General features: G+C 71.4%; 20 protein-coding genes and 1 tRNA gene. 13 read left to right on the top strand and 8 right to left on the bottom strand.

Annotation, left to right across the window (positions count from 1 at the left end):
• Nucleotides 1-8 precede the first annotated feature (8 nt).
• Entirely contained in the window at nucleotides 9-548 is a 540-nt protein-coding gene (locus tag IF20_RS28375; protein WP_052868201.1) for an arginine repressor, read from the top strand.
• Between the two features lie 46 nt (nucleotides 549-594).
• On the opposite strand, the gene IF20_RS28370 is transcribed toward IF20_RS28375, so the two are convergent.
• Nucleotides 595-1,185 (bottom strand): pyridoxamine 5'-phosphate oxidase family protein, encoded by a 591-nt coding sequence (locus IF20_RS28370; RefSeq protein WP_052868200.1) that lies wholly within the window; start codon nucleotides 1,183-1,185, stop codon nucleotides 595-597.
• Nucleotides 1,186-1,339: 154 nt separating this feature from the next.
• Here IF20_RS28370 and IF20_RS28365 point away from each other — a divergent pair, with 154 nt between their 5' ends.
• From IF20_RS28365 to secD, 3 genes are all read left to right on the top strand, one after another.
• A complete protein-coding gene (locus tag IF20_RS28365) occupies nucleotides 1,340-1,756 on the top strand; it encodes a globin domain-containing protein (protein WP_052868199.1) in 417 nt (138 codons plus the stop codon).
• A 131-nt stretch (nucleotides 1,757-1,887) separates the two neighbouring features.
• Complete coding sequence (locus IF20_RS28360; protein ID WP_052868198.1) at nucleotides 1,888-2,283, top strand: hypothetical protein; 396 nt, start codon at nucleotides 1,888-1,890, stop codon at nucleotides 2,281-2,283.
• A gap of 192 nt (nucleotides 2,284-2,475) precedes the next feature.
• Complete coding sequence (gene secD, locus IF20_RS28355) at nucleotides 2,476-4,839, top strand: protein translocase subunit SecD (protein WP_052868197.1); 2,364 nt, start codon at nucleotides 2,476-2,478, stop codon at nucleotides 4,837-4,839.
• 87 nt (nucleotides 4,840-4,926) lie between these two features.
• Here the strand turns inward: secD and IF20_RS28350 are convergent, their stop codons facing one another.
• The 5 genes from IF20_RS28350 to IF20_RS28330 all read right to left on the bottom strand — a co-directional run bounded on the left by IF20_RS28350 (nucleotide 4,927) and on the right by IF20_RS28330 (nucleotide 8,999).
• The gene (locus IF20_RS28350) at nucleotides 4,927-6,408 is read right to left on the bottom strand and encodes an amino acid permease (protein WP_052868196.1); all 1,482 of its coding nucleotides are present in this window, start codon (nucleotides 6,406-6,408) and stop codon (nucleotides 4,927-4,929) included.
• A 160-nt stretch (nucleotides 6,409-6,568) separates the two neighbouring features.
• Nucleotides 6,569-7,684: an alanine dehydrogenase gene (gene ald / locus IF20_RS28345; RefSeq protein WP_052868195.1), complete on the bottom strand. Its 1,116-nt coding sequence runs from the start codon at nucleotides 7,682-7,684 to the stop codon at nucleotides 6,569-6,571.
• Nucleotides 7,685-7,786: 102 nt separating this feature from the next.
• Nucleotides 7,787-7,984 carry a DUF397 domain-containing protein gene (locus IF20_RS28340; RefSeq protein ID WP_052868194.1) on the bottom strand — a complete coding sequence of 66 codons (198 nt, stop codon included), beginning with the start codon at nucleotides 7,982-7,984 and terminating at the stop codon, nucleotides 7,787-7,789.
• Nucleotides 7,981-8,181, bottom strand: coding sequence for a DUF397 domain-containing protein (locus IF20_RS28335; protein WP_052868193.1), 201 nt, complete (start codon nucleotides 8,179-8,181; stop codon nucleotides 7,981-7,983). The genes IF20_RS28340 and IF20_RS28335 overlap by 4 nt, the downstream gene beginning before the upstream one ends.
• A complete protein-coding gene (locus IF20_RS28330) occupies nucleotides 8,178-8,999 on the bottom strand; it encodes a helix-turn-helix domain-containing protein (RefSeq protein WP_052868192.1) in 822 nt (273 codons plus the stop codon). Before IF20_RS28330 ends, IF20_RS28335 begins: the two co-directional genes overlap by 4 nt.
• Nucleotides 9,000-9,245: 246 nt before the next feature.
• Between IF20_RS28330 and IF20_RS28325 the strand changes: the two genes are divergently transcribed.
• The 3 genes from IF20_RS28325 to IF20_RS40585 all read left to right on the top strand — a co-directional run bounded on the left by IF20_RS28325 (nucleotide 9,246) and on the right by IF20_RS40585 (nucleotide 12,810).
• On the top strand, nucleotides 9,246-10,925 hold the full coding sequence (locus tag IF20_RS28325; protein ID WP_052868191.1) for an AMP-binding protein: 1,680 nt from the start codon (nucleotides 9,246-9,248) through the stop codon (nucleotides 10,923-10,925).
• 159 nt (nucleotides 10,926-11,084) lie between these two features.
• Nucleotides 11,085-12,419, top strand: a complete 1,335-nt coding sequence (locus IF20_RS28320; protein WP_052868190.1) for an ammonium transporter — start codon at nucleotides 11,085-11,087, stop codon at nucleotides 12,417-12,419.
• A 262-nt stretch (nucleotides 12,420-12,681) separates the two neighbouring features.
• Entirely contained in the window at nucleotides 12,682-12,810 is a 129-nt protein-coding gene (locus IF20_RS40585) for a hypothetical protein (RefSeq protein WP_267881144.1), read from the top strand.
• 80 nt (nucleotides 12,811-12,890) lie between these two features.
• Here the strand turns inward: IF20_RS40585 and IF20_RS28315 are convergent.
• Nucleotides 12,891-12,964: transfer RNA gene (locus IF20_RS28315), tRNA-Pro, on the bottom strand.
• A gap of 143 nt (nucleotides 12,965-13,107) precedes the next feature.
• Here IF20_RS28315 and IF20_RS28310 point away from each other — a divergent pair.
• From IF20_RS28310 to IF20_RS28285, 6 genes are all read left to right on the top strand, one after another.
• Nucleotides 13,108-13,476 (top strand): DUF488 domain-containing protein, encoded by a 369-nt coding sequence (locus tag IF20_RS28310; protein ID WP_052868189.1) that lies wholly within the window; start codon nucleotides 13,108-13,110, stop codon nucleotides 13,474-13,476.
• A 115-nt stretch (nucleotides 13,477-13,591) separates the two neighbouring features.
• Nucleotides 13,592-14,788, top strand: coding sequence for an argininosuccinate synthase (locus IF20_RS28305; protein ID WP_052868188.1), 1,197 nt, complete (start codon nucleotides 13,592-13,594; stop codon nucleotides 14,786-14,788).
• A gap of 60 nt (nucleotides 14,789-14,848) precedes the next feature.
• Nucleotides 14,849-16,282 (top strand): argininosuccinate lyase, encoded by a 1,434-nt coding sequence (gene argH, locus IF20_RS28300; protein ID WP_052868187.1) that lies wholly within the window; start codon nucleotides 14,849-14,851, stop codon nucleotides 16,280-16,282.
• A 127-nt stretch (nucleotides 16,283-16,409) separates the two neighbouring features.
• On the top strand, nucleotides 16,410-21,074 hold the full coding sequence (locus IF20_RS28295; RefSeq protein WP_052868186.1) for a tetratricopeptide repeat protein: 4,665 nt from the start codon (nucleotides 16,410-16,412) through the stop codon (nucleotides 21,072-21,074).
• A gap of 93 nt (nucleotides 21,075-21,167) precedes the next feature.
• Complete coding sequence (locus IF20_RS28290; RefSeq protein WP_052868185.1) at nucleotides 21,168-21,719, top strand: TetR/AcrR family transcriptional regulator; 552 nt, start codon at nucleotides 21,168-21,170, stop codon at nucleotides 21,717-21,719.
• Complete coding sequence (locus tag IF20_RS28285) at nucleotides 21,716-23,263, top strand: MFS transporter (RefSeq protein ID WP_052868184.1); 1,548 nt, start codon at nucleotides 21,716-21,718, stop codon at nucleotides 23,261-23,263. The genes IF20_RS28290 and IF20_RS28285 overlap by 4 nt, the downstream gene beginning before the upstream one ends.
• 251 nt (nucleotides 23,264-23,514) lie before the next feature.
• Here the strand turns inward: IF20_RS28285 and IF20_RS28280 are convergent, their stop codons facing one another.
• Complete coding sequence (locus tag IF20_RS28280) at nucleotides 23,515-24,195, bottom strand: lysophospholipid acyltransferase family protein (protein WP_052868183.1); 681 nt, start codon at nucleotides 24,193-24,195, stop codon at nucleotides 23,515-23,517.
• Nucleotides 24,196-24,469 lie beyond the last annotated feature (274 nt).

Below are 24,469 nucleotides of genomic sequence, written 5' to 3'. Positions count from 1 at the left end.
CGAAGACCATGACCGAGGCGCAGGACAACGATTCGCTGCACGGCCCTGCCGTACCGCAGACCCGGACCGCCCGGCACCGCCGGATCGTGGACATCCTCAACCGCGATCCGGTCAGGTCGCAGAGCCAGCTGGCCAAGCTGCTGGCCGACGACGGGCTGAGCGTCACCCAGGCGACGCTCTCCCGCGACCTGGACGAGCTGGGCGCGGTGAAGATCCGCAACACCAACGGTGAGCTGATCTACGCGGTGCCCAGCGAGGGCGGCTTCCGCACGCCCAAGGCGCCGCTGGGCGAGTCGGCCAAGGAGGAGCGGATGCGCCGCCTCTCCGGCGAGCTGCTGATCTCCGCGGAGGCGTCGGCGAACCTGGTGGTGCTGCGCACCCCGCCCGGCGCGGCCCAGTTCCTCGCCTCGGCCATCGACCAGGCCGAACTGCACGTCATCCTCGGCACCATCGCCGGCGACGACACCCTGCTGCTCATCAGCCGCGACCCGGACGGCGGCCAGGCGCTCGCCGACCACCTGCTCCGACTGGCCCAGAAGACCGGCTGAGCCGGCACCCGCACGGCCCGCTCCCTCCCGGGGCGGGCCGTGCGGGTCAGGGGGCCGACAGCGGCGGCAGCGGCAGGGGCAGGCCCGGCAGCCCGTCGATGCTCTGCGCGACGTGCTCCTTCTTGCGGAAGTACGCGTCCAGGCTGTCGTCGGTCTCGCGCGCGAACCGCGAGCGGTGCAGCGGCCGGTCCTCCTCGTACGTCATGAACGGCACGGCGTAGCCGCAGGTGTCGCGGACCGGCTCGGCGGAGACGACGATGACCGCGCGCAGCCCGTGCGCGGCGCCGTCGACGCCGGGGAAGCGGGCGAGCAGCTCCGCCCACCGCGGGTCGTCGCGGAAGACCGGTTCGCCGCGGCCGTGCACGCGGACTATGGTCGGCGGGCCCTCGAAGGCGCACCACATCAGCGTGATGCGGCCGTTCTCGCGCAGGTGCGCGATGGTCTCCGCGTTGCTGCCCGCGAAGTCCAGGTACGCGACGGTGCGGTCGTCCAGCACCGCGAAGGGCCCGGACAGGCCCTTGGGCGAGAGGTTGACCGTGCCGTCCCCGGACAGCGGCGCGGTCGCGACGAAGAAGATCTTCTGCGCCTCGATGAACGCGCGCAGCCTGCCGTCGATGCGTTCGTAGACCTTTCCCATACGGCTCAGTACCCGCTCACCACGCGGCAGTTGGGGGCCATGCCGAATTCGCCCGGCCCTCACAGCGGCGGCGGCACGGAGGTGAGGGAGCGCTTTCCTCGGCGTCACCGAAGACGCGGAACCGTCGAAACGCGGCGTTCCTACCGTCCCGTGCATGACCTTCGACCTCACGCTCATCAAAAGCAGTTACGCCGCCGTCGAGCCGCACGGAACCGCCGTGACGAAGTACTTCTACGAGCACCTCTTCACGCACCACCCGGAGGTGCGGCCGCTCTTCGCCCGGCACCTGGAGGAGCAGGAGGACCGGCTCTGGAACGCGATCGGCGGGCTGGTGGCCAACCTGGAGGACACCGACACCGTGGTCCGCATCCTTCAGGGGCTCGGCGCCCGGCACGCCGGGTACGGCGCACGCCCCGAGCACTTCCCCGCCGTCGGCGCCAGCCTCCTCGCCGCCCTGGCCCACTTCGCGGGGGACGCCTGGACCCCCGACATCGAGGCGTCCTGGGCGGCGCTGTACGACACCGTCACCGCCGTGATGACCGACGCCATGGCCACGGCCGGGGCCGCCTGACGAGCAGAGCCGGGCCCCGGCCCGGCGGGCTCCCAAAACCGCCCGGCCGTGGCAGAGTGTGCCGGACACCCGCCCGGGTACGGCGAGCAGCCGGCACACCCCGGGCGGCGGGTCGGACGGGAGGGAGCAGCATGGACCGGCGGATGCGGCCGGCGACCGCCCTGCGGGCACTGCTCGCGACCCTCGCGCTCGTCCTCGGCGGACTGAGCCCCACCGCCGCGGCGGCCACCCCGCCCCCGCACGCCGACGGCGCCCCGTACGCCACCACGTACCCGGCCGGGCCCCCGCACGCGCACGACGGCTCCGCGCACTCCGCGCAGCTGCATGCCGTCCTGCGTACCGCCGGCCGCTCCGCACCGGCCGAGCAGCACGTGGCCCACCCGGTGCCCGGGCTCGGCCCGGTCGGCCGCTTCGCACCCCGACTGCCGGCCCTCGCCCGGCCGCCGGCGCGCGGGGGCCCCGCCGACCGGCAGCAGTGCTGCGTGGGCCTGCGGCCGGCCCGCGCCCCGCCCCTCTCCAGCAGGTGACCACCTCCCACCACGGCACGCCCCTGACCCGGCCACCGGCCGCGCGGGCGTCCGCCGTGCGTCCCGCCGCGCCCGTACGCACCGGCCGCGGCGTTCCCCACCGTGCCCGCACGCCCTCGCGTACCGGCACGGATCCCCGCCGCGCCGGTACGCAACCGAGCACGCGGCACCGCCTGCTGGAGGCCCACGCCCATGAACCGCGCTTCGAGGCTGCGCGCGCTGCTCGCGCTCGCCGTCCTCGCCCTGTCGCTCTACCTCACCCTCACCCAGTCGCCACGCCTCGGACTCGACCTCCGCGGCGGCACGCAGCTCGTCCTGGAGACCCGCGACACCCCCACCACCAAGGCCGGCCGGGAGGCCACCGACCGCACGCTGGAAGTCCTGCGCCGCCGCGTCGACGGCCTCGGCGTCTCCGAACCGAACCTCGCCCGCTCCGGCGAGAACCGCATCGTCGTCGAACTCCCCGGCCTCCAGGACCCGCGCGAGGCCGCGCAGGTCCTCGGCCGCACCGCCCAACTCACCTTCCACCCCGTACGCTCCACCGATCCCGCCGACTCCCGGCAGCAGGGACCCAAGGACGAGCGCACCCTGCGCGACGAATCCGGGCAGCCGCTGCGGATCGGCCCGGCCGCGCTGACCGGCGAACAGGTCGACGGCGCCGAGGCCGGCTTCGACGCCGAGCGCGGCAGCGGCTGGTACGTCTCCGTCGACCTGCGCGGCACCGGCGAACGCAAGTGGGCGCAGCTCACCGGCGAGGCCGCCTGCAAGCCGGCCGGCGACCCGGCCCGCCGCGCCGCCATCGTCCTGGACGACAAGGTCATCTCCTCCCCGCAGGTCAACGAGTCGGTGGCCTGCGGCACCGGCATCACCGGCGGCGCCACCCAGATCACCGGCAGCTTCACCCAGCAGGAGGCCCAGGACCTCGCGCTGCTCATCAAGGGCGGCGCCCTGCCCGTACCCGTCGAGCTGGTCGAACAGCGCACCGTCGGGCCGACGCTTGGCGCCGACGCCATCGAGGCCAGCGCCCGGGCCGCCGTCATCGGCATCACCCTGACCGCACTCTTCATCATCGTCGTCTACCGGCTGCTCGGCGCCCTCGCCGCGCTCGCCCTGGCCTGCTACGCGCTCATCTCCTACGCCGCGCTGCTGGCCCTCGGCGCGACCCTCACCCTCCCCGGCCTCGCCGGTTTCGTGCTGGCCATCGGCATGGCGGTGGACGCCAACGTCCTCGTCTTCGAGCGGGCCAGGGAGGAGTACGCGATGACCGGCCGCAAGCGGAAGCGGGGCGGCGGCCCGGCCGACGCCGCACGGCCCGGCATTCGTACCGCCCTCACCGCCGGCTTCCGCAATGCCTTCAGCGCCGTCGCCGACTCCAACATCACCACCCTGCTCGCCGCCGGCCTGCTGTTCTTCTTCGCCTCGGGCCCGGTACGCGGCTTCGGCGTCACCCTCTCCCTCGGCGTCCTCGCCTCGATGATCAGCGCCCTGGTCGTCACCCGCGTCCTCGCCGAATTCGCCGTCGGCCGGGACCTCGTACGGGCCGCGCCGCGGATCACCGGGCTGGCGAACGAGGGCCTGGTCCGCACCTGGCTCACCCGCCGCTCGCCCGACCTGATGCGCCACCGGCGCCGCTGGCTCGCCGGCTCCGCACTCGTCCTCGTCCTCGCCGCCGCCGGCATCGGGCTGCGCGGCCTGAACTTCGGCGTGGAGTTCACCGGCGGGCGGATGGTCGAGTACGCCACCGCCACCCGGGTGGAGCCCGGCGCGGCGCGTACGGCGCTCGCCGACGCCGGCTTCCCGCGCGCGGTGGTGAACTCCTCGGGCGACGGCGACCTCACCGTACGCACCGAGAAGCTGACCGCCGCCCAGGAAGGCGAGATTCGGGCGGCCGTCGCCGGGCTGGGCGGGAAGACCGAGAAGGTGCGGGACGAACTGGTCGGCCCGAGCCTGGGGGACGAGCTGCGGCGCAACGCGCTGATCGCCCTCGGCGTGGCGCTGCTCGCCCAGCTCGGCTACCTCGCGGTCCGCTTCCGCTGGACCTTCGGCACCTCGGCGGTGGCCGCCATGGCACACGACGTGCTGATCCTGGTCGGCATCTTCGCCTGGCTCGGCAAGCCCGTGGACGGGGTGTTCCTGGCGGCCCTGCTCACCGTCATCGGGTACTCCGTCAACGACTCCGTCGTGGTCTTCGACCGGGTACGCGAGCTCTGGGGCGCCGACCGCCGCGCACGGTTCGACCGGATCGCCAACTCCGCGATCCTGCAGACCCTGCCGCGCACGGTGAACACCGGCATCGGCGCCGTCCTCATCCTGGCGGCGCTCGCGTTCCTGGGCGGTGACACGCTCACCGACTTCGCGGTGGCGCTGCTCATCGGCATCGGCGTCGGCACGTACTCGTCGCTGTTCACGGCCATGCCGCTGGCGATCTCGCTGGAGGCCCGCAGCGCGGCGCCGCCGCCTCGGCCGGTCACGCGCCGTAGGCCCGCCCCGACCCGGTCGGGGCAGCGCCGCCGGGCGGGCGCGAGCCGCGCGGACGACACCGGCGCCGTGGTCTGACCCGCTGCGCCACCGAGGGCGCGGGCCGTCACCCGCACGGCCCGCGCCCGTTCCGCCTCAGCACCGATGCCCTCAGGACCGGCGCCCTCAGGACCGACGCTCCGCCTCCGAGGCCGACAGCGCCGTGGCACCCGACCCCGGCACCCCCGCGGGCGCGGCGCCGGCCGCTTCGTCTGCGGGCCCGCCCCGGCCGCGCCGCCGGTACGCGCGCACGCCGTACGCCGCGAGCACGACCACGAGCGTGACGGCGCTGGCCGCGAAGTCCATCCGCGTCGAGGGCAGTACGGCCATCGTGACGATCACCACCGCCATCGCGGCCACCGTGAACCAGCTCAGGTACGGGTACCACCACATCTTCAGCTGGAGCGACGCCGGGTCCTCGCGCTCCAGGCGGCGGCGCAGCCGCAGTTGGGAAAGGGCGACGAGCAGGTACACGAAGAGGGCGACCGCGCCGTAGGAGTGCACGATGAAGGAGAAGACCGCATCCGGCGAGACGTACGCGATGATCACCGAGACGTAGCCGAGCGTCGTCGCGAGGAGGATCGCGCGGCGCGGCACACCCCGCCTGCTCAGCTTGGTCAGGCCGTGCGGCGCGTCGCCGTTCCCGGTGAGCGCGAAGACGATGCGGGAGGCGCTGTAGAGCCCGGCGTTGAGCGAGGAGAGCACGGCGACCAGGATCAGGACCCGCATCAGGGTGCCGGCGGCGGGGATGCCGATCGCCTGGAGGGCCGCGACGTACGGACCGTCGGCCACGTCCGGGTCGTTCCACGGCACGATCGCGATGACCAGAAAGATCGAGCCGACGTAGAAGAGCAGGACGCGCACGACGACGGACTGGGTGGCCTTGGCGACGTTCTTGCGCGGCTCGCTGGACTCGGCGGCGGCCAGCGCGGCGATCTCGGCACCGGTGAAGAAGCCGACCGCGGGAATGACGGCGGCGAGCACCGGGCCGATGCCCTGCGGCGCGAATCCGTGGTGCGCGGTCAGGTTCGACGCGTCGGCGTGCGCGCCCGGCCACAGCCCCAGGACGAAGACGAGACCGACGACGAGGAATACGGTGATGGCGGCGACCTTGATGGAGGAGAACCAGTACTCGAATTCTCCGAAGGATTTCACCGAGAACATGTTGACCGCGGTGAGGACGACCATCAGGCAGAGACTGATGACCCACAGTGGCACACCCGGCAGCCAGACGTGCAGCTGACCGGCGCCGGCCACCGCCTCCAGGGCCACCACATTCACCCAGAAATACCAGTAGAGCCAGCCGATGGTGAATCCGCCCCAATCGCCCAGGGCGAGACGCGCATAGGCGTAGAAGGAACCGACCGAGGGCCGGGCCACCGCCATTTCGCCGAGCATCCGCATGACCAGGATGACCAGCCCGCCGGCCAGTATGAACGAGATGACGGCGGCCGGCCCGGCGTCCTCGATGACCACGCCGCTGCCGACGAAGAGCCCCGCGCCGATGACACCGCCGAGGGCGATCAGCCGCATATGACGCTGTTTGAGTTCGCCCCGCAGCCCCGATCTCTCGGGGGTTTCGGTGGCTCCGGTGTTCTTCTCTCCCACGGGTTCCCAATTTCGTCGAATGGAGCGGCGATATCGCGGTACCAGGGGAGCCTAGAACGCGGACGTGGCGTCGGTGTTGCAGGCGGGTTGCGTGGCGATCGGCCGGCCGTACGCCAAATCGGCCGGCCGTACGCCAAAAGGGGCGCGGGCCGGCCGTGTCTCAGACGAGAACCTCGTCCACGTCCACGTACTTCAGGTCGTGCGCCTCGGCCACCGGCTCGTAGGTGACCTGGCCGCCCACCACGTTGATGCCCCGCTTGACGGCCGGATCGGCGGCCGCCGCGGCCGCGAGGCCGTGGTCGGCGATGGCCAGGACGTAGGGCAGGGTCACGTTGGTCAGCGCGTACGTGGAGGTGTTCGGAACCGCGCCCGGCATGTTCGCGACGCAGTAGAAGACCGAGTCGTGCACCCGGTACGTGGGGTCGGCGTGCGTGGTCGGCCGGGAGTCCGCGAAGCAGCCGCCCTGGTCGATGGCGATGTCGACCAGAACCGAACCCTCCTTCATCCGGGCAACCAGCTCGTTGCTGATCAGCTTGGGCGCGCGGGCGCCGGGCACCAGCACCGCACCGATGACCAGATCCGCCTCCAGCACCGCCCGCTCCAGCGCGAACGCGTTGGAGGCGACGGTCCGGATACGGCCCTGGTACATCCGGTCGGCGGCGCGCAGCTTCTCGATGTTCAGGTCCAGCAGCGTGACGTCGGCCCACATGCCGGTGGCCACGGCCACCGCGTTCATGCCGGAGACGCCGGCGCCGACGACCACGACCTTGGCGGGCAGGGTGCCGGACACCCCGCCCATCAGCACGCCCCGGCCGCCGGCGGCGCGCATCAGGTGGTACGCGCCGACCTGCGGGGCCAGCCGGCCCGCGACCTCCGACATCGGGAACAGCAGCGGCAGCGAGCCGTCCGCGGGCTGCACCGTCTCGTACGCGACGCCGGTGATCCCGGACTCCAGCATCGCCTGCGTGCACTCCTTGGAGGCCGCCAGGTGCAGATACGTGAAGAGCAACTGCCCCTCGCGCATCCGGTGATACTCCTCGGCAACCGGCTCCTTGACCTTCAGCACCAGGTCGGCGGTGTCCCACACCTGATCGGCGTCGCGCAGAACGGTGGCCCCGGCCGCGGCGTACTCCCCGTCCGGGATCGAGGACCCGGCACCGGCGTCCCGCTCGACGTACACGGAATGACCGTGCCGGACCAGCTCGTGCACGCCCGAGGGCGTGATGGCCACCCGGTACTCGTGGTTCTTGATCTCGCGCGGGATTCCGACCTTCACGGAGCCTCCTGTCGGTAGCCGGGACCCGGTCACGATCCCGCCGGCCGACCACTCACGCCAAGGCGAATCCGGTCAATTCGATGGAGGGGGCGCGGCCGCCTCTCAGTCGGACCGTGCCGTCACCGCGTGAGCGAGAAAGTCGGCCCACGATGCGTACGAGACGCGCAGCTCGGCCCCGCGTATCCGCTTGGAGTCGCGTATATGGACGGTATCCGTGCCGGGCACCACCGCGACCTCGACGCAGTCGCCGCCGCTCGTGCCGCTGTGACTGCTTTTGAACCAGACGATTCGGCTGGTCATCGCTGTCCGGCCCCGGCCCTCACGTATACGAGGAAGTCGGCCCACGAGGCGTGCGAAACGCTCAGCCGGGGCCCGCGTATGTCCTTTGAGTCGCGCACGTGGACGGTCTCTGTGTGGGAGGCCGCGGCTATTTCGATGCAGTCGCCGCCGTTGGTGCCGCTGTAGCTGCTCTTGACCCAGACCAGTTCGGTGCTCATAGCTCCCCTGCCAGGCGATCGATGAGGGCCGCGGAATCCTCCGTACTGAGGGCCCGCGCCCGCAGCATGCCATAGCAGAGCGACAGTTCACTGACTCGTGCGCGGTCGAACACCAACGTGCTGATGCCGTGGGATTCGAGGTAGACAGCCTGTCGGTGGTCCGAGGTCTCCAGGAACACCATCGGCCCCCCGTTGAGTCCGCTGTGCGTGGGCCGAGTGGTCGGCATGATCTGGACGTCAACGTTGCGCAGCTGCCCGCAGTCCCGCAGCCCTTCGAGCTGGCCCTTCATGACCGACGCGACACCGGCAGCCCGGCGCAGCGCCGCCTCCTCAATCACGAATGCCAGCGCGAGCGGCGGTTTCTTGCGCGTGAGCAGGGCTTGTCGAGCCATGCGGGCGGAGACGTGCTGTTCGACAGCCTCGTCGTCCAGTGGCGGGTAGTGCGCCTCCAGCAGTCCACGCGCGTACTCCTCGGTCTGGAGCAACCCGGGGATCAGCAACGGGTCGTAGGAGAACCGGCTCACCGCCTCCGTCTCCAGCAGCGCGAAGTTCTGGAAGAACGCGGGGAACTTGGCCAGTTCGACCTGCGGTTGCAGCGTGCGGAGCGTGCCGTCCGCGTCCAGCACGCTCTCCACCGCCTCGGTGAATGCGGCCTTCGCGGGACGGCGGCCCTGCTCGACCGATGCCACGAGTTCGTACGAATAGTCCACCGACTCCGCGAGTTGCTGTTGCGTCAGGCCGGCCCGCTCGCGGAAGAGCTTCAGCAGCTTGCCGTAGCCGACCCAGATGGCCGGTCGTTCGCCGTTCTCGTTCGCCATTCGGCGAGGTTATGCGCAGCACGCATTCCGTCACTCTCCGAAGTTGTCAATTGTCACTGGCACGTTCGAAGTCGAGCGGGTTGCGGCTCAGCTTGATCGGGTCTCCGCGGCGGCAACCGACACCGACCTGTTGACGGTTGGTTGAAAGCTGATTCACAGTGGCCAGCGCGACGTCGGCCCGAGCGGTTGGCCGGTGCCTGGCGGGTGCCCCTTGGCGTGCTCCGTGAGTGAGGAAGGCGCGATGCTATGACCGACGTCACGACCAGCGCGTACCGGGAGCGTCCCTGGCTGGCGCGGTATGCCGAGGGGGCGCCGGCCGACATCACCCCCGAGCACCCCACCCTGCTGCACGCCTTCCGGGCGTCCGTCGCGCGCAGTCCCGGCACCGAGGCGATCCGCTACTTCGACGGCGTCCTCACCCTCGCCGAGCTGGACGCCGCGTCCGACGCGCTCGCGGTCGCGCTGGCCGAGCGCGGCTTCGCGCCGGGCGACCGGCTCGCGCTGTACGTGCAGAACGACCCCGCGTTCGTCATCGGCCTGCTCGCCGCCTGGAAGGCCGGCGGCGCCGCGGTCGCCGTCAATCCGATGAACAAGGCCCGCGAGCTGACGTACCTGCTCACCGACTCCGGCGCGAGTGCGCTGCTGTGCCTGGACGAGCTGTACGAGAGCGTGGCCAGGGGCGTCATCGGCGGCGGCGCCACGCAGGTCGCCACCGTCGTCACCTGCTCGCCGCTGGACTGGCAGACGCGCGATGACCCGCGGCTCTTCGACGGCGTGCGGCGGACCCGTCCGCGGGGCACGCTCGACCTCCGCACCCTCGTCGGGCAGTACGCGGGCCGGGCCCCCGAGCCCGCGGCCCCCGCCCCCGGTGACGTCGCCGTCCTCACCTACACCTCCGGTACGACCGGCGAGCCCAAGGGCGCACTGAACACGCACGGCACGATGCTCTTCAACGCCTGTACGTACCGGGAGTGGATGCGGCTGACCAGCGAGGACAGCATCCTGGGTGTGGCGCCGCTGTTCCATATCACCGGGCTGATCGGGCATCTCGCGCTCGCCCTGCTGCTGCCCTGCCCGCTGGTCCTCGCCCACCGCTTCCACCCCGGCGTCGTGCTGGACGCGCTGCGCGAGCACCGGCCGACGTTCACGGTCGGCGCCATCACCGTCTTCATCAGCCTGGCCGGCGCCCCGGACGCCACCCGGGAGGACTTCGCCTCACTCCGCGTCGTCTACTCCGGTGGCGCGCCCATCGCCCCGGCCGTCACCGAGCAGTTCGAGAAGGCGACGGGGCGGTACATCCACAACATCTACGGGCTGACGGAGACCAACTCGCCCACGCACGCCGTCCCGCTCGGCGCGCAGGCGCCCGTCGACCCGGAGTCGGGTGCCCTGTCGGTGGGTGTGCCGGTCTTCAACACGGTCGTGCGGATTCTCGACGAGGAGGGGGCGGAGGTGCCGGTCGGGGAGATCGGTGAGATCGCCACGTCGGGGCCGCAGGTGGTGCCGGGGTACTGGAACAAGCCCGAGGCCACGGCCGCGGCGCTGCCGGGCGGTGAGCTGCGTACCGGGGACGTCGGCTTCATGGACGCCGAGGGCTGGTTCTACCTCGTGGACCGCAAGAAGGACATGATCAACGCGGCCGGGTACAAGGTGTGGCCGCGCGAGGTGGAGGACGTGCTGTACGGGCATCCGGCGGTCCGGGAGGCGGCGGTGGTCGGCGTGCCGGACGCGTACCGGGGCGAGACGGTGAAGGCGTTCGTGTCCGTCAAACGGGGCGAATCCGTCACCGAGGAGGAGCTGATCGGGTACTGCAAGGAGCAGATGGCGGCCTACAAATACCCGCGCTCCATATCCTTCCTGGATGATCTGCCGAAAACGGCCACGGGCAAGATCCTGCGCCGGGAACTGCGGGACGTGCGCGCCTGACACCGCACGGTCACACCGGACCGGGCCAGGGAAACGCCGAGGTAACGCGAAACATCGTCGAAACGTCGATGTTCGAGACCGGAAATTGCGGCGGGTCACTCTCTTCCCTGGCCCGGCGTCGCCCCCTGTCACCCCCGCCGGGCGGGAAGGTTGACACACATGCCTGCCGGAATCGACTCCGGAGACACCGCCTGGCTGCTGGCAGCCACCGCCTTGGTCCTGTTGATGACGCCGGGCCTGGCGCTTTTCTACGGCGGCATGGTGCGTTCCAAGAGCGTGCTGAACATGCTGATGATGAGCTTCGTCGCGATCGCCGTCGTCACCGTCGTCTGGCTCGCGATCGGATACAGTCTGGTCTTCGCCCCGGACACCGGCGCCGGGCTGATCGGCGGCCTGGACCACCTCGGGATGCACGGTATCGGTCCGAAGAGCGTCACCGGACACGTACCGACCGCCCTCTTCGCCGCCTTCCAGCTCACCTTCGCGATCCTCACCGTCTCGCTGATCAGCGGTGCCATCGCGGACCGCGCCCGCTTCGGCGCGTGGGTGGCCTTCGCCGCCCTCTGGACGCTGCTGGTGTACGTACCGGTCGCGCACTGGGTCTTCGCGCCCGGCGGCTGGATCCTGGACAAGCTGGGCGCGCTGGACTTCGCGGGCGGCACGGTCGTCGAGGTCAACTGCGGCGCGTCCGGCCTGGCCCTCGCCCTCGTCCTCGGGCCGCGCCTCGGCTTCGGCAAGGAGGCGATGCGCCCGCACAGCCTGCCGCTGGTGATCCTCGGTGCCGGGCTGCTGTGGTTCGGCTGGTTCGGCTTCAACGCCGGGTCGGCGGTCGCCGCGGACGGCAAGGCGGCCATGGCGCTGCTGAACACTCAGGCCGCGGGCTGCACCGGCCTGCTCGGCTGGCTGCTGGTGGAGAAGCGCCGGGACGCGCACGCCACCACCCTCGGCGCGGCCTCCGGCGCGGTCGCGGGCCTGGTCGCCATCACCCCGTCCTGCGGTTCGGTCGGCATCTGGGGCGCTCTCGCCATCGGCCTGGTCGCCGGCGTGGTCTGCTCGTACGCCGTGAACTGGAAGTTCCGCTTCGGCTACGACGACTCCTTGGACGTGGTGGGCGTCCACCTCGTCGCCGGCGTCATCGGCACCCTGCTGATCGGCTTCTTCGCGACCTCGGCCATGACCGACGGCCCGGCCGGCCTCTTCTCCGGCGGCGGAGCGGGGCAGCTGCTCAAGCAGCTCGTCGCGGTCCTCGCCACCGGCGCCTACGCCTTCCTCATCACGTACGCCCTCGGCAAGGCCATCGACAAGGCCATGGGCTTCCGTGCCGATCCGGACCACGAGCGGACCGGCCTGGACCAGACGATCCACGCCGAGACCGCCTACGACCACGGCGTCCTCGGCCACGGCACGGTCGGCCGCCGCGACTCCGCCGGCCACCTGCCCGGCGGCGCCACCACCACCCTCGTGCACCGCGCGGACCGGGAGCCGGAGGACTGAGCCGGGAAGGCACGGAGGGGCGCGCCGGCATCCACGCCCAGGGCGTCGGCTACGACGTCCACGAAGCGGACGGCGGCAAGGTCGGCAGGAATCCCGACTCCGCCACCGGCCCGGACGGCGGCCGCCGCACCTACGTCTGGCGGTGCGACGAGGAAGGCACGTTCTTCTTCGGCGACCTCGCCGACCTGCGCGGCGCGACCTGGACCGACCCGGTCACCGGCGGACCGCTGGCGTCCGGCCGCGGGTCGGCTCCCTCGGGGCGTTGAGCCCCGGCAGCGTACGGACCCTGAATCTGACGGCCGGCGGTCCCGGCGACTACGCGTACCGCAGCGGCGTGCTGCGCTGGCCCCTGTCGGAGGGGGTGTGGGGCCTCATCCGCGTCCGCGGCTGACCTGGTCCGTACGGCCGCAGTAGGCCGGAAACGCCTCAGGGGCCATCCGAAGATGGCCCCTGAGCTGCGAAAACACCGTGTCGGGACGACAGGATTTGAACCTGCGACCCCTTGACCCCCAGTCAAGTGCGCTACCAAGCTGCGCCACGTCCCGGTGCTCGCCGTCCGTCCGGGCGGGCCCGGTCGGTGCGTGCAGAAGAAAAATACCTGTCCGGGGCCCGGAATCCAAAACCGGGGGTGGGCGGGGCGCGGTCCGAGGTGCGGGCGCCGCGGTGCGTGCGGTGTTTGAATGCGGCCATGAGCAAGCGCGTAACGGTACGAATGCGGCGTGTGTACGACGCGGTGGACCCCGACGACGGGGCCCGGGTGCTGGTGGACCGGCTGTGGCCGCGCGGGTTGGCGAAGGACGCGGCGCGGCTGGACGAGTGGCTGAAGGACGTCGCGCCCTCGAACGAGCTGCGCAAGTGGTACGGGCACCGGGAGGAGGCGTACGAGGAGTTCGCCGAGCGGTACCGGGCGGAGCTCGCGGACGAGCCGGGGAGCGGGGCGCTGGAGCGGCTGCGGGAGATGGCGGCGGACGGGCCGGTCACCCTGCTCACGGCGACCAAGGAGCTGGACCTCAGCCACGTGACGGTGCTGGAGGACGTGCTCCGGCACCGCTCCTGAGGGGCGGAAACGGCCTGTCGGCGGCCTGCTGTCCCCTCTCTGACCTGCTGCGTTGACGAAACATACGGAGTACTGCATAGTTATACCCATCAGTGCATGGATTGAGGAGGACACCGTGACCGAGCGCGTCGTGCTCGCCTACTCGGGCGGTCTGGACACCTCCGTCTGCATCGGCTGGATCGCCGAGGAGACGGGCGCCGAGGTCATCGCCGTCGCGGTGGACGTAGGCCAGGGCGGCGAGGACCTGGACGTCATCCGCAAGCGCGCGCTCGCCTGCGGTGCGGTCGAGGCCGAGGTGGCGGACGCCAAGGACGAGTTCGCCGACGAGTACTGCCTCCCGGCGATCCAGGCCAACGCGCTCTACATGGACCGGTACCCGCTGGTCTCCGCGCTCTCCCGGCCGGCCATCGTCAAGCACCTGGTCGCCGCCGCGAAGAAGCACGGCGCGACAACCGTCGCGCACGGCTGCACCGGCAAGGGCAACGACCAGGTCCGCTTCGAGGCCGGCATCTCCTCCCTCGCCCCCGACCTGAACTGCATCGCCCCCGTCCGCGACTACGCGATGACCCGGGACAAGGCGATCGCCTTCTGCGAGGAGAAGAACCTCCCGATCGCGACGACCAAGAAGTCGCCGTACTCCATCGACCAGAACGTCTTCGGGCGGGCCGTGGAGACCGGCTTCCTGGAGGACATCTGGAACGCGCCCATCGAGGACGTGTACGAGTACACCGCCGACCCGGCCGCGCCGCGCGAGGCCGACGAGGTCGTGATCACCTTCAAGGAAGGCGTGCCGGTCGCGATCGACGGCACGCCCGTCACCGTCCTCCAGGCCATCCAGCAGCTGAACGAGCGGGCCGGCGCCCAGGGCATCGGCCGGATCGACATGGTCGAGGACCGGCTGGTCGGCATCAAGTCCCGCGAGGTCTACGAGGCCCCCGGCGCGATCGCCCTGATCACCGCCCACCAGGAGCTGGAGAGCGTCACCGTCGAGCGCGAGCTGGCCCGCTACAAGCGGCAGGTCGAGCAGCGCTGGGGCGAGCTGGTCTACGACGGCCTGTGGTTCTCGCCGCTCAAGCGCGCCCTGGACGGCTTCGTCGCCGAGGCCAACCAGGCCGTCTCCGGTGACATCCGGATGACCCTGCACGGCGGCCGCGCCGTCGTGACCGGCCGGAGGTCCGACCAGTCGCTGTACGACTTCAACCTGGCCACGTACGACACCGGGGACACCTTCGACCAGTCGCTGTCGAAGGGCTTCATCGAGATCTTCGGCATGTCGAGCAAGATCGCCGCGCGGCGCGATCTGCGGGCGTAGCCCGACGGAACCTGGCCCGAACCGGGCCGGTCGTCTCTCATCACCTACGAGGAGCAGCAAGTGAGCAACGGCAGCAACGGCGACGTCCGGCTCTGGGGCGGCCGCTTCGCCGACGGACCGGCCGAGGCCCTCGCCAAACTGTCCGCGTCCGTCCACTTCGACTGGCGGCTGGCCCCGTACGACATCGCCGGTTCGCGCGCCCACGCCCGCGTGCTGAACAAGGCCGGACTGCTCACGGACGACGAGCTGACCCGCATGATCGCCGGCCTCGACCAGCTCGAACGCGACGTCGCCGACGGCTCGTTCGTGGGCACCATCGCCGACGAGGACGTGCACACCGCGCTGGAGCGCGGCCTGCTGGAGCGGCTGGGCCCCGACCTGGGCGGCAAGCTGCGCGCCGGCCGGTCCCGCAACGACCAGGTCGCGACCCTCTTCCGGATGTACCTGCGGGACCACGCCCGGATCCTCGGCGGCCTGCTCGCCGAGCTCCAGGAGGCGCTGGTGGGGCTGGCCGAGGCGCACCCGGACGTCGCGATGCCCGGCCGTACGCACCTTCAGCACGCCCAGCCGGTCCTCTTCGCGCACCACGTCCTCGCGCACGTCCAGGCGCTGTCCCGGAACGCCGAGCGGCTGCGTCAGTGGGACGACCGCACGGCCGTCTCGCCGTACGGCTCGGGCGCGCTGGCCGGCTCCTCGCTCGGCCTGGACCCCGAGGCGGTCGCCGCCGACCTGGGCTTCGAGCACGGCTCGGCGGGCAACTCCATCGACGGCACGGCGTCCCGTGACTTCGTCGCGGAGTTCGCCTTCATCACCGCGATGATCGGCGTGGACCTCTCCCGGATCGCCGAGGAGGTCATCATCTGGAACACGAAGGAGTTCTCCTTCGTGACCCTGCACGACGCCTTCTCCACCGGCTCCTCGATCATGCCGCAGAAGAAGAACCCGGACATCGCCGAGCTGGCGCGCGGCAAGTCCGGCCGCCTCATCGGCAACCTGACGGGCCTGATGGCGACCCTCAAGGCCCTCCCGCTCGCGTACAACCGGGACCTCCAGGAGGACAAGGAGCCGGTCTTCGACTCCTGCGACCAGCTGGAGACCCTGCTGCCGGCCTTCACCGGCATGATGGCCACCCTGACCGTCAACCGCGCGCGCATGGAGGAGCTGGCCCCGGCCGGCTTCTCGCTGGCCACCGACATCGCGGAGTGGCTCGTCAAGCAGGGCGTGCCGTTCCGTGTCGCGCACGAGGTCGCGGGCGAGTGCGTCAAGGTCGCCGAGGCCGAGGGCAAGGAGCTGGACGACCTCACCGACGAGCAGTTCGCGAAGATCTCCGAGCACCTGACGCCCGAGGTCCGCACCGTCCTGAACGTCCCCGGCGCGCTCGCCTCCCGCAGCGGCCGCGGCGGCACGGCCCCCTCGGCGGTCGCCACCCAGCTCGCCGAGGTCAAGGCGGACCTGGCGACACAGCAGGCTTGGGCGACGGCCAAGCAGAAGTAACCCCTGAGGTACCTGCGGTACCTCCCTCCGCGGTAGCCGGGAACGCGGGCAGCAGCTGAGTAGCCGCTGTCGGTGGTCCCGGCTACCGTGGTTTCCACCATGGAGAACCGGCCACCGGCCATGGGGGATGAACGGGGGAGTTCATGGAAACGGGGAGAACAGGCACGCTTCCGGAAACGGCCCCGGCTTTGATACGGCCGTCCTGCGCAGACTGCGGGAGGACTGCCGGTTCGACCGGGCCGAGGAGCTGATCGACCGCCGGCTGGCGGAATGTCCGGCTGACCGGGATGCGCTGCACGAGCTGGGCAGGGTACGGCTGGGGCAGGGGCGCCCGGGCGATGCGCTGACGTTGTTCGACGGCCTGTTGACGGCCGATGAGGCCGGGGACGAGTCACGGCAGTCGGCTGCGGCTTGGCGGATCGCGTGCCTCGACCGGCTGTTCCGTTACGACGAGGCGTTCGCGGCGGCCGAGGAGGCGTGCACCCGCTTTCCTGACGGGCGGGACGTCCACAGGGCGACGGCCAAGCTGTATGCGGGGCGCTGGCGGTACGAAGAAGCGCTGCGGCACTACGAGCGGGTGCTGCAAGGGCATCCGGGCGATCCGTCGACGCTGGCGGATCGGCTCGGGGCGCTGGGTGATCTCGGCCGCTGGGACGAGGTCAAGCTGCGGGCGACGGAGGCCGCGGAGCTCTGCCCGGAGGAGCCGGAGCTGCTGGCCGACTGCGCGCTTGCGCTCATCGACGCGGGCGACCGGGACGCGGACCGGGCCGTGGGGCTGGTGGACCAGGCGCTGCGGGTGGATCCGGAGCACGGGTGGGCTTTGGAGGCCCGGGTTCACGTCCTCGGCATCGTCAATCGCTGGGACGAGGCCGAGCGGGCAGCCGTGGACGGACTCGCCGTCCGGCCACGACTGCCCGGACTTCTGTGCCGGTCCAGCAGGCTTTCCCTTCACCTCGGCCGTACTGATGAGGCTTTGGAGCGCGCGCGGCGGGCGTCGGAGCTTGATTCGCACCACTCTGTGGCCCGGCAGCGGGAGATCGACGCACTGGTCCATGCAGGACGGCACGCGGAGGCGGTATCCGCGGCGGAGGGCTTCCTCATGAGGAGGCCGGTGGACCCGGGCCGCTGGATGAAGCTGGCGTCCACCTTGAAGGCACGGAATCCGGAGCAGGCCTTGGAAGCCTGTGATCGCGGACTGCACCATGACCCGGAGCATCTTCCGCTGCTGAGCGAGCGATGCGATGTGCTGGCGGAGCTGGGGCGCTGGGAGGAGGCGGCGATCGCGGTCTGCCGGGCCTGCGAGGCGTACCCGTCGCGTCCGCAGCCCTGGACCCTGCGCGGTTGGCACTCGGCGCGACGCGGTCGCACGGATCAAGCACTGGAGGCGTTCGCCAGGGCACGGGACAACGATCCGCATTGGTTCGCGGCCCTCTCCGGAGCGGCGTTCACGCTGCGCATCGCACATCGCTGGAACGAGGCGGAGACCGGTGTCCGAACCTTCTGCGATGCGTATCCCTACAGTGCCACTCCGCATGTGCTGCTCGGGCGGCTCCGCTGGGCCCAGGACCGGGACGACACGGCCCTGGTGGCATTGGAAGAGGCCGTGCGGACGGATCCGTGGCACGGTGAGGCACTGGCCCTGCACGTCGCGGGCCTGCGTTACTGCGGCCGCCTCCAAGAGGCGCGGGAGGCCGCCGAGGAAGCTCTGCGTCGGCGGCCCCAGGACGTCCCGCTTCAGGTGGAACTGGCCGGCACGCTGGCGAGGCTGAACCAGCTGGAGGAGGCGCTCGACGTCACCGATGCGGCGCTGCGCATGCAACCCGCGCACGAGAGAGCTCTGCAGGAGAGACTGGTCCTGCTGCGGTGCCTGAAGCGGATGGACGAGGCCGAGGCAGCGGCGCGAACCCTGCTGGCAGCACACCCTCGCAGCGCCTCGGCCCTGTTGGTCGTCGAAGAGGTGTGGACCGACCGGAAGCGGCTCGAAGACGGCCTGCAGTGCGTGGAACGGGCGCTGGCCGCGCAGCCGGGACATCCCAGCGCTTGGGAGCGGCGGATCGGGTTGCTGGAACACCTCAACCGGCTGGACGAAGCGGTGCAGGCGGGTTTGGAGGCAGTCGAATTGCTCCCGGAGCGCGCGGACCTCCGGATGTGTACGGCCTCCGCACTCACTGCCCGTGGCCGCCCGCAGGAAGCGCTCGATCAGTACGACCATGTGCTGCGACAAGGGCCTGAGCATGTGGGCGCCCTGAGGGGCCGAGTGGAGGCACTGTCCGACCTGAGGCGGGGGGAGGAAGCCGAGGAATGCGCCCGGCAGGCCGTCCACCGGCTTCCGGAGAATGCCGAACTGAGGGTGGCGCTGGGCGAGGTGTTGGACGCCCGGCACCGACCGGACCTGGCTCTGGAAGAGTTCGCCGAGGCTTCCCGGCAGTCACCCGACCTGGTACGGCCGTATGTCTGCGCCATGTTCGCGCTGGCAGACCTCGGCCGCTTCGCGGAGAGTGAAGAGGTGGCGCGCACGGCCTTGGACAAGAGCTCGAACCCCGCTGACATCCGCGTGCACCTGGGACAGCTGTTTCGCTACCAGGGTCGGGCGGAAGACGCGCTTCGCGAATTCGACGAAGCGCTGCGCATCGAGGCGGATGCGGAGTGGGTGTTCCGGAATCAGGCGACAGCACTGCGCGATCTGCGTCGGTGGGCCGAGGCGGAACAGGCCGCCCGGCGGGCGGTGACAGTGGACGCCGGAGAGGTCCGGTGTTATTTGGCGCTCGCCGAGCTGTACGCGGGCATGGAGCGCGCGGAAGAGTGGTTGGCGGCGTCCGAGCGCGCTGTCGAGCTCCATCCCTACGACCCCTTCGTCTTACGGCGGCACTGCGATGCGCTGCAGGAGCTGGGGCGCTGGACGGAAGCCGAGTCGGTCGCGCGGGAGGCGATCCGGACCCGTCCGGACGATCTGGATCTCCGCGTGGAGCTGGCCAGACTGCTGGGACAGCGCCGTCGTGACCAGGAGGCCTTGGCGGCCGTCGACGAGGCGCTGCGGAGGGACCCCGACCATCTGTGGGCGTTGCGGGTCCGTTCCCACCGGCTGCGTGTGCTCGCCCGGCACGACGAAGCGACAGAGCAGGCCCGACGGGTCGTGCACCGCCATCCCGGGTGGGCCGACGCACGCTTCCTGCTGGCCACCGCGCTGCACGCGCAGCATCAGTACCGCGCGGCACTGGCCGAATGGGAGCGAGGACGGCACACCGCTCCGCACGACACCGACGCACTCGTCGGCATGTCCGGCACGCTCTGCGCACTGCACTGCTACGACGAGGCCGAACGGCTCGTCCGCGGTGCCTGGGAACGGCAGCCGCACGAGTGGGCTTTCGGGACCGAGCTGGCCTATGTCCTGGCGGACAGGAAGGCGTTCGACGAGGCTGTGGAGCTGTTGGCGGAGATGCGGAAGAGCGCGGTGGGACTGCAGGAGAAAGCAATGGTCCTGTCGTGCCTTGGCGACATCGAGCTGACGCGCGGCCGCAACGAGGACGCGCTGCGGTTCTTCGAGGAGGCCGCGAGCCTCGACCCGGAGGACGAGGACTACGTGATCGGGCAGGCCTGGGCCCGGCTGCGGCTCGGCAATCCGGAGGTTCCGCGCGGAGCGGTGGACTTGTTCGAGGCTGACCGGCTGTGCCGGGAGGCGTTGCGCGAGGCGTCCGGCGACTCCGCCGGCAGTGCGCTCGTCTGCCGCGGCATGGTGGCGTACCGGGAGAAGCGGATGGCGGAGGCCGAGGCGCACTTCCGGCACGCCGTCACGGTGTGCCCGTACGGCGCGGGCCATACCGACCTCGGTGCGCTCCTCGTACAGCTGGCCCGCTACGACGAGGCCGAGCCCGTGCTGCAACGGGCCGTGGAGCTGGATGCGTACAACGTCCACGCCCTGGTCGAGCTGGGCAACCTGCATCTCCAGCGGGCGGAGTCGGCCAGCGCCCCGGAGGCGGCGGGCGCGCTCGGGGAGCGGGCCGCCGACGAGTTCAGGCGGGCGCTTCGGCTGCAGCCGGACAGCCGGAGTGCCGCGATCGGCCTGTGCCTGTCGCTGGTGCGCGCTTCGGGAGCGCTCGGTGACGCGGAGGACGTGCTGCGCCAGGCGCTGTGCTGCAGCCGGAAGTCGGCGGACCGGCATGCGCTGCACCTCGCGCTGGCGCGGCTGCTCGTGTACGCCGGGGACGCGACGAAGCGCGGCGTACTGTACGAGGACGCGCTGAGCGAAGCGGAGGCCGCGCTGGACGCGGACGAGCGGGATGCCGAGGCGCACTACGTGGCGGGAGTGGCCGAGCAGAAGCTCGCGGCCGACACCAGTGCCATGAGGCTGCGCGCGCTGCACCGGGTGCGCGCCGTGGGGCACTTCCGACGCTGCGAGCAGCGCGCCGGCGGGCACGTCGAGGCGCAGCGGGCGCGTCGGCTGCTGGACCAGGAATCGGCGCCGGCCCGCAGTGGCTGGCTCGGCAGTGTGGTCCTCGTGACGGTGTCCGTCCTGATCCTGCTGACGACCTGGGTGGCTTTCCTGATCGGCGAGCGGGTGACCGTCGTCATGGTCAGTACCCTCACGCCGCTGCTCGTCGGCCTGGTGGTGCTGGGGCTCGTCATGCCGGCGCTGGTACGGGTCAAGCTGCCCGGCGGGATGGAGGCCGACCTCTCGGCGAGTCTGCAGCAGATCTCCCAGGGGCCGGCCGGTGAGGTGAGTGCTGTGGTGCTGCGTCTGCCGGCCGGATCGGGGCCGGTGGGGGAGCTGCCGGGAGCTACACCGCCGGCGTGACGGCAGAGGCTCCCCTCGCGCCCTTGCACGGCGCGATGATACCTGAGTCTTTCTAATGAGACACCTATGTCTCATTCGGGTACTCTCTGTCTCATGGCTGTGGATCGAGATCGCGTACTGAAAGATGCCGCCGCCCTGCTCACCCGGAAGAGCACCGCTTCGATGGATGACATCGCGCGGGCCGCCGGGATCAGCCGGGCGACGCTGCACCGGCACTTCGCGGGCCGGGACGCGCTCATCCGGGCGCTGGAGGAGCTGGGGATCAGGGAGTCCGGGCAGGCGCTGGACGCCGCCCGGCTGGAGGAGGACGACGCCGAGGCCGCGCTGCGCCGGCTGATCGCCGAGATCGAGCCGGTCGCCGGGGTACTGGCGTTCCTCTACACCGAGAACCAGCTCTTCGAGGGCGAGGAGATCAACGAGGGGTGGACGGGGCTCGACGCCCGGATACACGCGCTGTTCCGGCGGGGTCAGGAAGAGGGGATCTTCCGCATCGACCTCACCCCGGCCTGGCTGACCGAGGCGCTGTACGGGCTGATGTGCGCGGGCGCCTGGTCGGTGCACGAGGGCCGGCTGGCCCGCGCCGACCGTAACCACTCCATCGCCGAGCTGCTGCTCGGCGGCGTACGAAGGGAGAGCACCCGATGAGCGGGGCGACTGCCGTGGGGGCGGCGGAGCAGCGGACGGAGGAACAGCCGCGCCCGGGGCGCTGGCTCGCGCTCGGCGTACTGGTCCTGGCGGTGCTGCTGGTCGGCGTCGACGCCACCGTGCTGGGCCTGGCCGCGCCGTACCTCAGCGAGGACCTGCGCCCGTCGGGCACCCAACTGCTGTGGATCGGCGACGTGTACTCGTTCGTCATCGCCGGTCTGCTGGTGTCGATGGGCAGCCTCGGCGACCGGATCGGGCGCAAGAAGCTGCTGCTGACCGGGTCGGTGGCGTTCGGCGCGATGTCGGCGCTGGCGGCGTACGCGACGACGCCGGAGATGATGATCGCGGCGCGGGCCCTGCAGGGCGTGGCCGGCGCGACGCTGATGCCGTCCACCCTCGCGCTGATCCGCAACCTCTTCCACGACCCGCGCGAGCGCAGCCTGGCCGTGGGTGTCTGGGGCGCGGCGGCCTCCGCGGGGACGGCCGTCGGCCCGGTGCTCGGCGGCTTCCTGCTGGGCCACTTCTGGTGGGGCTCGGTCTTCCTGATCAACCTGCCGGTGATGGTGGTGCTGGTCGCCGTCGGCATCAAGGTGCTGCCGGAGTCCCGCAATCCGAAGCCGGGGCCGTGGGACCTGGCCAGCGTCGGGCTGTCGCTGGTCGGCATGATCGGCGTGGTCTACGCGGTGAAGGAGGCGGCGGCGCACGGCATCGGCGTCGGGGTGGTCGTCGCGGCGGTCATCGGCGTGCTCGCGCTCGTCGGCTTCGTCCGCCGCCAACTGCGGCTGCCCACGCCGCTGCTGGACATGAAGCTCTTCGGCAACCGCGGCTTCTCCGGCGCCGTACTGGCCGACCTGCTGACCATCCTGGGCCTGGCCGGGCTGCTGTTCTTCCTGTCCCAGTTCCTGCAGATGGTGCAGGGCCGCTCGCCGCTCAACGCGGGGCTGGTCGAACTGCCCGCCGCCGTCGGCGCGATGGGCGCGGGGCTGGCCGCGGGGCACGTCGCGCGCCGGCTGTCGGTGCGGGCGGTGGTCTCCGGCGGGCTGGTCCTGGTGGGGCTGGGGCTCGGCGCGTGCGCCTGGGTGAGCGCCACCACCGGGACGCCGGTGCTCGGCACCATCCTCTTCGTGGTCGGTGTCGGCGCGGGCTTCTCCTTCACCGTCACCGCCGACGTGATCCTCTCCAGCGTGCCGAAGGAGCAGGCGGGCGCCGCCTCCGCGGTCTCCGAGACGGCGTACGAACTGGGCTCCGCGCTCGGTATCGCACTGCTCGGCTCGGTGGTCACCGGCGTCTACCGGAACTTCACGGCGCCCGAGGGCGTGCCGGGCGAAGCGCTCGGCGCGGCCCGCGAGTCGCTGGGCGGCGCGGTGGAGACGGCGGGTGACCTGCCGCACCGCGCGGGCGAGGCGCTGCTGCACGCCGCGCAAGGGGCGTTCACCGACGGCATGGAGACGGCGGCCGTGGTCGGCGGCGTCATCTCCCTGTCCGCCGCGGCCGCCGCGTGGATACTGCTGCGCGGCCACCGGCTGGACGGCGGCGACGCCTGAACCGTCGCGGCGAACGTGCGGGGAGGACGGTGACGCGGGCCACGCCGTCACCGAGCCCGGGCAGTCGCCGACCCCGGGCAGTCACCGGCGTCGTCCTCGCAACGGCCCGTTCCCGGGCAACGGCCCGTTCTCAGACAACAGGCCGCCCCCAAACAACAGGCCGATCCCAGACAACAGGCCGAACGGGCCGGTCCCACGCAGCGGGCCCCCTGCCGCACATCGCGGCAGGGGGCCCGGGAGTTGGCGGAGCGTCAGGCGGCCTTGGCCTTGGTGGCGTACACGTCGACGTACTCCTGGCCCGACAGGCGCATGACCTCGCTCATGACCTCGTCGGTGACGGCGCGCAGGACGTAGCGGTCGCGGTCCATGCCGTCGTACCGGCTGAAGTCCAGCGGCGCGCCGAAGCGGCAGGTCACCGGCGCGACGCGGGGCATGCCCTTGCCGCCGGGCTGGACCTTGTCGGTGCCGATCAGCGCGAACGGGACGACGGGCGCGCCGGTCATCAGCGTCAGGCGGGCGATGCCGGTACGGCCCCGGTACAGGCGGCCGTCGGGGGAACGGGTGCCCTCGGGGTAGATGCCGAAGAGCTTGCCCTCCTCCAGGACGCGGCGGCCGGTCATCAGCGCGGCCACGCCGCCGTGCCCGCCGTCCCGGTCCACCGGGATCATGCCGGCGGTGGTGAAGAACCAGGCCATCAGGCGGCCCTTGACGCCCTTGCCCTTGACGTACTCGTCCTTGGCGATGAAGTACACCTGACGCTTGGTCCGCCGCTCCACGATCAGCGACAGGAACAGCGAGTCGATGAAGGTGACGTGGTTGCCGGCCAGAATCACCGGTCCGCTGCCTGGGATGCCGTCGAGTCCCTCGACCTTCGGGCGGAACAGGACACGCATGACGAATCCGAGAATCGCCTTCAGCAGCATGCGGGACAACGGGTCCTCCGGGTTGACTGGTCAGTGCAGGAGTCTGCAGGTGAGGACGATACTCGCGGCCCAACCTCGATCGCACATCGGGTTCATGCGATCGATACGCAGAGTTGACACGCCCTTCCTGTGCGTCACGGGTGGTTAACCGGCCCGCCATGCGACGAACACAGGGGACGCGGCTACTCCGCCTGCGCGACCGATGATGCGTACGAAGATCAGCGCACGACCGGAAAACGGCGCCCCTGACCTGTGGAATGCCGCCCGCCGCACGGGCCCGCCG

Origin of the sequence: Streptomyces niger (assembly GCF_000718305.1) — a bacterium.
GTDB lineage: Bacteria > Actinomycetota > Actinomycetes > Streptomycetales > Streptomycetaceae > Streptomyces > Streptomyces niger.
The sequence above is the reverse complement of the archived record's forward strand: the minus strand, read 5'-3'. Positions and strand labels throughout refer to the sequence as shown.

What these genes read in the sequence shown, in the direction of transcription:
- IF20_RS28320 (WP_052868190.1), top strand. Translation starts at nt 11,085, where the DNA reads ATGCCTGCCGGAATCGACTCCGGAGACACCGCCTGGCTGCTGGCAGCC.
- IF20_RS28295 (WP_052868186.1), top strand. Translation starts at nt 16,410, where the DNA reads ATGAACGGGGGAGTTCATGGAAACGGGGAGAACAGGCACGCTTCCGGA.
- IF20_RS28365 (WP_052868199.1), top strand. Translation starts at nt 1,340, where the DNA reads ATGACCTTCGACCTCACGCTCATCAAAAGCAGTTACGCCGCCGTCGAG.
- IF20_RS28340 (WP_052868194.1), bottom strand. Translation starts at nt 7,984, where the DNA reads ATGACCAGCCGAATCGTCTGGTTCAAAAGCAGTCACAGCGGCACGAGC.
- IF20_RS28310 (WP_052868189.1), top strand. Translation starts at nt 13,108, where the DNA reads ATGAGCAAGCGCGTAACGGTACGAATGCGGCGTGTGTACGACGCGGTG.
- IF20_RS28375 (WP_052868201.1), top strand. Translation starts at nt 9, where the DNA reads ATGACCGAGGCGCAGGACAACGATTCGCTGCACGGCCCTGCCGTACCG.
- IF20_RS28285 (WP_052868184.1), top strand. Translation starts at nt 21,716, where the DNA reads ATGAGCGGGGCGACTGCCGTGGGGGCGGCGGAGCAGCGGACGGAGGAA.
- secD (WP_052868197.1), top strand. Translation starts at nt 2,476, where the DNA reads ATGAACCGCGCTTCGAGGCTGCGCGCGCTGCTCGCGCTCGCCGTCCTC.
- IF20_RS28370 (WP_052868200.1), bottom strand. Translation starts at nt 1,185, where the DNA reads ATGGGAAAGGTCTACGAACGCATCGACGGCAGGCTGCGCGCGTTCATC.
- IF20_RS28360 (WP_052868198.1), top strand. Translation starts at nt 1,888, where the DNA reads ATGGACCGGCGGATGCGGCCGGCGACCGCCCTGCGGGCACTGCTCGCG.
- IF20_RS28330 (WP_052868192.1), bottom strand. Translation starts at nt 8,999, where the DNA reads ATGGCGAACGAGAACGGCGAACGACCGGCCATCTGGGTCGGCTACGGC.
- IF20_RS28290 (WP_052868185.1), top strand. Translation starts at nt 21,168, where the DNA reads ATGGCTGTGGATCGAGATCGCGTACTGAAAGATGCCGCCGCCCTGCTC.
- IF20_RS28335 (WP_052868193.1), bottom strand. Translation starts at nt 8,181, where the DNA reads ATGAGCACCGAACTGGTCTGGGTCAAGAGCAGCTACAGCGGCACCAAC.
- IF20_RS28325 (WP_052868191.1), top strand. Translation starts at nt 9,246, where the DNA reads ATGACCGACGTCACGACCAGCGCGTACCGGGAGCGTCCCTGGCTGGCG.